The following is a 4,788-nucleotide window of genomic DNA, read 5'->3' on the forward strand; positions in this document are numbered from 1 at the left end:
TCTGATGTGACAAAACCTGAGTCCTTGGTCGTTAAAGTGTTTGTTCGCACTTATATTTTAACTATTCGGACTCAGGTTTTTTTATTTAAAGTAAACTATGGGACAGCAGTGGTATGCAGGCTCATTTTTCTAATGAAATGCCTGCTTTTTTCATAAAAAAAGGTTTACCACCCGGATAAACCTTGTTTGAAGCAAATGGAAAAACTCTCATATGTGGATGAACGAAAAACCCTTCTTCAAAAATTGCTCACTTCTGAATTGCAAAACCACTCGAAGCAAGCTTATTTTATTCAACTATTCCAGTACTTTATATCCCTGATAATAGGTATTTTATGTCTCATTCTAAAAATAAAGGTAAAAAAATAGCTTATCCACCCAGATAAGCCATGTAAGGTAAAATATTTCTATTACTGTGATTGTAATAAAAATATTGTAGCCCTTGGAGTTGAAATAGTCTTGCCGGATCACCCAAACAAAAAGTGTTATTATGCTATAGTGTTAAAATCACTTTTTATATCCCCATAATTAGGTATTTTTATTATTTATAAACATGAATAAGCTTTAAATAAAAGCAAAAAAAACAAACTACAAGAAAAATTATAATAAAATAATTTTTATGTAAATATGCTTTATTGTACAGATACTTAAATTTACTATAATTTTATAAATTCACTAGTTTCAGGGATAGCAGTTTTCTCATTTTTATCACACAGTAACAAGATAAAATATAAAGCCACTGAGAGTACCACCTTGTGGGTGAACCAATATTACCTGTTCCTATCATGATGATAGAGGATCAACCTCTTTTTAATTATCAACTAGAAATGATTCTTATGAGATTGGGTTATCCGAAAGAATTAATCATGAGTACCCAAAATCTAGCCGAAGCTGAAACGTGGTTGCAGCAGCATTTACCCAACCTGATTTTTATTGATGTGACAGTGGAGCCTACAGCAAAGCTTGGCTTTATAAAAAAGTTAAAACACATCCATCCTGATAGCTATGTGATTGCAATATTAGCCCAACCGCAGACTGCATTACTTTTCAATGCCATTCAGTCTGGTGCACAAGGATATGTTTTTCATCATCATACGGAAGCAGAAATGCTCAATCATATTAAAAGTACCCTACGTGGAGGAGCTCCCATCCATCACGATTTAGCCCAATACATTTTGTCTCATCCAACTACAGGTATTGAAAATAAATCCAGGATTGAAGAAAACCCTACGCTCAGCCTAACAGCGATTGAATCTGAAATTTTAAATCTGGTCGCAGCCGGTTTAAATCCACAGCAAGTGGCAGATCAAACCCATATTCCGCTGTATAAAATTGAAGGTAATATTAAAAATATCTACAGAAAAATTGCCAGTTTAGACTCTTAACTTTTAAATTTAGGATGATTGATCCGGAATAATTGATGAGTAAATCAATCACCTCAAGGAGTCCGAAGACTCCTTGAGGTGATATGAAGGACACTGTTCCGGATTATTTGATCAGCTCTAATAATATACGCTGTGCATTATGTGCTTCTTGCCCTTCCGCAACCTGAGCACGTAACCAGGTACCATCACTTTGCAGTAACCACGCTTGCTGGTTATCTTTTAAATAATTCAGCAAACCTTGCTGGTAAATGCGTTTTTTCAATACCGCATCTTCAATCGGGAAGCAGGCTTCGACACGATTGAACAGGTTTCGGTCCATCCAGTCTGCACTTGAACAGTAAATCCGGCTATCTCCTCCGTTCAAGAAGTAATAGACACGGGTATGCTCTAGGAAACGTCCTACAATGGAACGGACCCGGATATTTTCAGATAGGCCAGGCAAACCGGGACGAAGGCAGCAGATCGAACGGATAATCAGATCAATTTGTACGCCGGCTTGAGAGGCTTCATATAATTTATTGATCAGTTGCATTTCCGTTAAGGCATTCACCTTGACAATAATTTGCGCAGGTTTACCGGCTTTGGCATTGGCAATTTCATCATCAATGAAATTAATCAGCTGGGCATGCAGGGTGAAAGGTGCATGCAATAACTTTTTCAGTTTTGCCATTTTCCCCATACCGGTTAATTCCTGGAAAATGCGGTGCACATCTTCACAAAGCTCTTTGTCCGTGGTTAGCAAACCATAGTCGGTATAAATACGGGCATTGCCGGCATGGTAGTTGCCGGTACCCAAATGTACATAACGCACCAGCTTGTTGTTTTCACGGCGTACCACCAGAATCATTTTGGCATGGGTTTTATAACCGACAATGCCATACACCACCACTGCTCCGGCTTCTTGCAGCACATTGGCGACAGCAATATTGGATTCCTCATCAAAACGGGCACGCAGTTCAATTACCGCCGTCACTTCCTTGCCATTACGCGCAGCTTCCGCCAAGACCTGAACAATTTCAGAGTCCGGACCACTTCGGTATAGCGTTTGCTTGATGGCTAAAACTTGCGGATCACGTGCAGCTTCACGCAGTAAATTAATGACCGGGGCAAAAGACTCAAACGGATGATGGAGTAAAATATCCTGCTTCTGCATGGCAGAAAAAATATTTTCAGATTTTTTCAGCACTTTCGGAATCACCGGCGTATGCGAGTCATAGCGTAAATGCGGACGCTTAAAATTGGACAGCAATCGCGCCAAGTTAACCGGGCCATCGACCTTGTACAATTGCTCTTCTTCGAGATCGAACTCATCCAGCAAATAGTCATAGATATGTTTCGGGCAATTATGTGTCACTTCCAGACGTACCGCACGACCAAAACGACGCGAATTCAGTTCCCCTTTTAGGGCTTTGGCCAGGTCTTCCACATCTTCGTTTAAAGCCAGATCAGCATTTCGGGTCACACGGAACTGGTAACAGCCGGTTGCTGTCATGCCCGGGAACAGGTCTGAAACATGTTCATGAATAATGGCAGACAACATCACATGATGCTCTTTCCCCCCGGTGAGTTCATCCGGCAAGCGCACGACACGGGGCAATGAACGCGGTGCAGGCACCACAGCCAGATCAATCTGACGGCCAAAAGCATCTTTACCTTCCAGAGTCACAATAAAGTTGAGGCTTTTGTTGACCAGACGCGGGAACGGATGTGCCGGATCAAGGCTGATCGGTGTCAGTACCGGCGCCACCTGCTCCTGAAAATACTTTTTCACCCAGGCTGACTGTGCAGGCGTCAGTTCGCCACGGCGCAAGAAACAGATATCTTCTTCACGCAATTTAGGCAAAATTTGTTCATTTAAAATGCGGTATTGACGCTCAATTGCCTCATGCGTGGTTTTGGAAATGATCTCCAGCACCTGTTTAGGGGTTAAGCCGTCCGGGCTATGGCTTTCATTGCCTAAATCCAGTTGCTCCATCATCCCCGCAACACGAATTTCAAAAAATTCATCCAGATTACGGGAAAAAATAAGCAGAAAATTCATCCGCTCAAGCAAAGGGTGCAAAGGATCGACCGCTTGCTCCAACACGCGCAAATGGAAGTCGAGAATAGAAAGCTCACGATTAATGTAGCGATCATTATATGCGTATTCTATTTGCGCCGGAGTCGTATTAGCAGCCGTATTCATACCTAACCTGTAATTGTTCGAAAGTAGCCTGTATCTTCATAAGTATGCTTCAAATTTATGACAATTTCATAAAAAAAAGCCCAAATCACTGGGCTTTTTGAAAATAAATCTTAAATTAGGGAATATGGCTATAACGCATATATTTTTGAATCATCCGCTTGCGATATTGCAGCTTTCTATCTTGTTGATGATCTTGATAATATTTAGGGTTGGGCAAAATAGCTGCTAGAAATGCGGCCTGTTCACGACTCAGGCTTCGCGCACTTTTACCAAAGTAATGCTGGGTGGCCGCTTCTATGCCATAAATATTGTCGCCAAATTCTACCGAGTTGAGATAGACTTCCAGAATGCGCTGTTTTGACCACATCCGTTCCATCATCCAGGTGGCAACCGCTTCCTGCCCTTTACGCAGGAAAGAGCGTTTATTATATAAAAACAGGTTTTTGGCCAGTTGCTGGGAAATGGTAGAACCGCCTGCTACCACCTTACCCTTGTCTTTGTTGCGTTCCAGGGCGAATTGCATGCCCTCCCAGTCAAAACCTTTATGCTGCAAAAATTTTCCGTCTTCCGCGGCAACCACGGCATGTTTCATATAATTGCTGATCCGATCATAATCACGCCACTCATGTTTAATCGGTTTCGAAGGTTCAGACCAGTAATCCAGACGCATCATCATGGTGGTGTCCACCGGATGGGTGCGCCACCATAGCAAACTTGAAAAAATCCACAGTTGAACCAGAAGCACCAGACTGACAAGTATTAACAAACTACGAACAATAAAAGCTTTCATGTCAGTGAGTTACTCCAAAAATCTGTTTTTTTCGTGCTAAGCTGGATGCTGAATATAGCAAAGATTATAAAAGAATAGCATGGCCGAAATTTCTCCCCCTTCCATTCAAAGCAAACCTGAAGTTCATCTGTGGTGGCTGACGGCAGTTTTTATTGCCATCAATGTCGGTTTATTTCTTTGGCAAGTCCTGAGCGGAGTCAATATTACGGCTCCCAGTCTGGTCGATGCGATTCATTGGGGTGCTGATTATGCACCTTTAACCTTTTTAGAGGAACCCACTCGACTGTTTACAAGCATGTTTTTTCATTTTGGCCTGATTCATTGGTGGTGTTTCAAAAAGTATGCTAGCGTTAAACAAATCCGTTATTAAGGTAAAAGAAAGTCAAATCAAAGGCTTTAAAATGATTTTCGAGCTTTTTAGAAAAGTTGCA

The 4,788-nt window shown here is 41.5% G+C and carries 3 protein-coding genes and 2 pseudogenes; 2 read left to right on the plus strand and 3 right to left on the minus strand.

The window, feature by feature from the left end:
• Nucleotides 1-752 precede the first annotated feature (752 nt).
• Nucleotides 753-1,382, plus strand: a complete 630-nt coding sequence (locus ACPUEY_RS13925; RefSeq protein ID WP_425122442.1) for a response regulator transcription factor — start codon at nt 753-755, stop codon at nt 1,380-1,382.
• Between the two features lie 103 nt (nt 1,383-1,485).
• On the opposite strand, the gene ppk1 is transcribed toward ACPUEY_RS13925, so the two are convergent.
• Together ppk1 and mtgA are read right to left on the minus strand one after the other, a co-directional pair.
• Nucleotides 1,486-3,567 (minus strand): polyphosphate kinase 1, encoded by a 2,082-nt coding sequence (ppk1, locus tag ACPUEY_RS13930; protein ID WP_425122444.1) that lies wholly within the window; start codon nt 3,565-3,567, stop codon nt 1,486-1,488.
• Nucleotides 3,568-3,682: 115 nt separating this feature from the next.
• Nucleotides 3,683-4,357, minus strand: coding sequence for a monofunctional biosynthetic peptidoglycan transglycosylase (gene mtgA, locus ACPUEY_RS13935; RefSeq protein ID WP_425122445.1), 675 nt, complete (start codon nt 4,355-4,357; stop codon nt 3,683-3,685).
• Nucleotides 4,358-4,436: 79 nt separating this feature from the next.
• Between mtgA and ACPUEY_RS13940 the strand changes: the two are divergent.
• Nucleotides 4,437-4,715 (plus strand): annotated as a pseudogene (locus ACPUEY_RS13940) (rhomboid family intramembrane serine protease); the annotation flags it as partial.
• Here the strand turns inward: ACPUEY_RS13940 and ACPUEY_RS13945 are convergent.
• A pseudogene (locus ACPUEY_RS13945) lies at nt 4,708-4,788 on the minus strand (IS1 family transposase); the annotation flags it as partial. The pseudogenes ACPUEY_RS13940 and ACPUEY_RS13945 overlap by 8 nt on opposite strands.

It is taken from the genome of Acinetobacter sp. G11, from assembly GCF_049808495.1.
In the GTDB taxonomy this organism is placed as follows: domain Bacteria; phylum Pseudomonadota; class Gammaproteobacteria; order Pseudomonadales; family Moraxellaceae; genus Acinetobacter; species Acinetobacter kookii.

What these genes read in the sequence shown, in the direction of transcription:
- ppk1 (WP_425122444.1), bottom strand. Translation starts at nt 3,567, where the DNA reads ATGAATACGGCTGCTAATACGACTCCGGCGCAAATAGAATACGCATAT.
- mtgA (WP_425122445.1), bottom strand. Translation starts at nt 4,357, where the DNA reads ATGAAAGCTTTTATTGTTCGTAGTTTGTTAATACTTGTCAGTCTGGTG.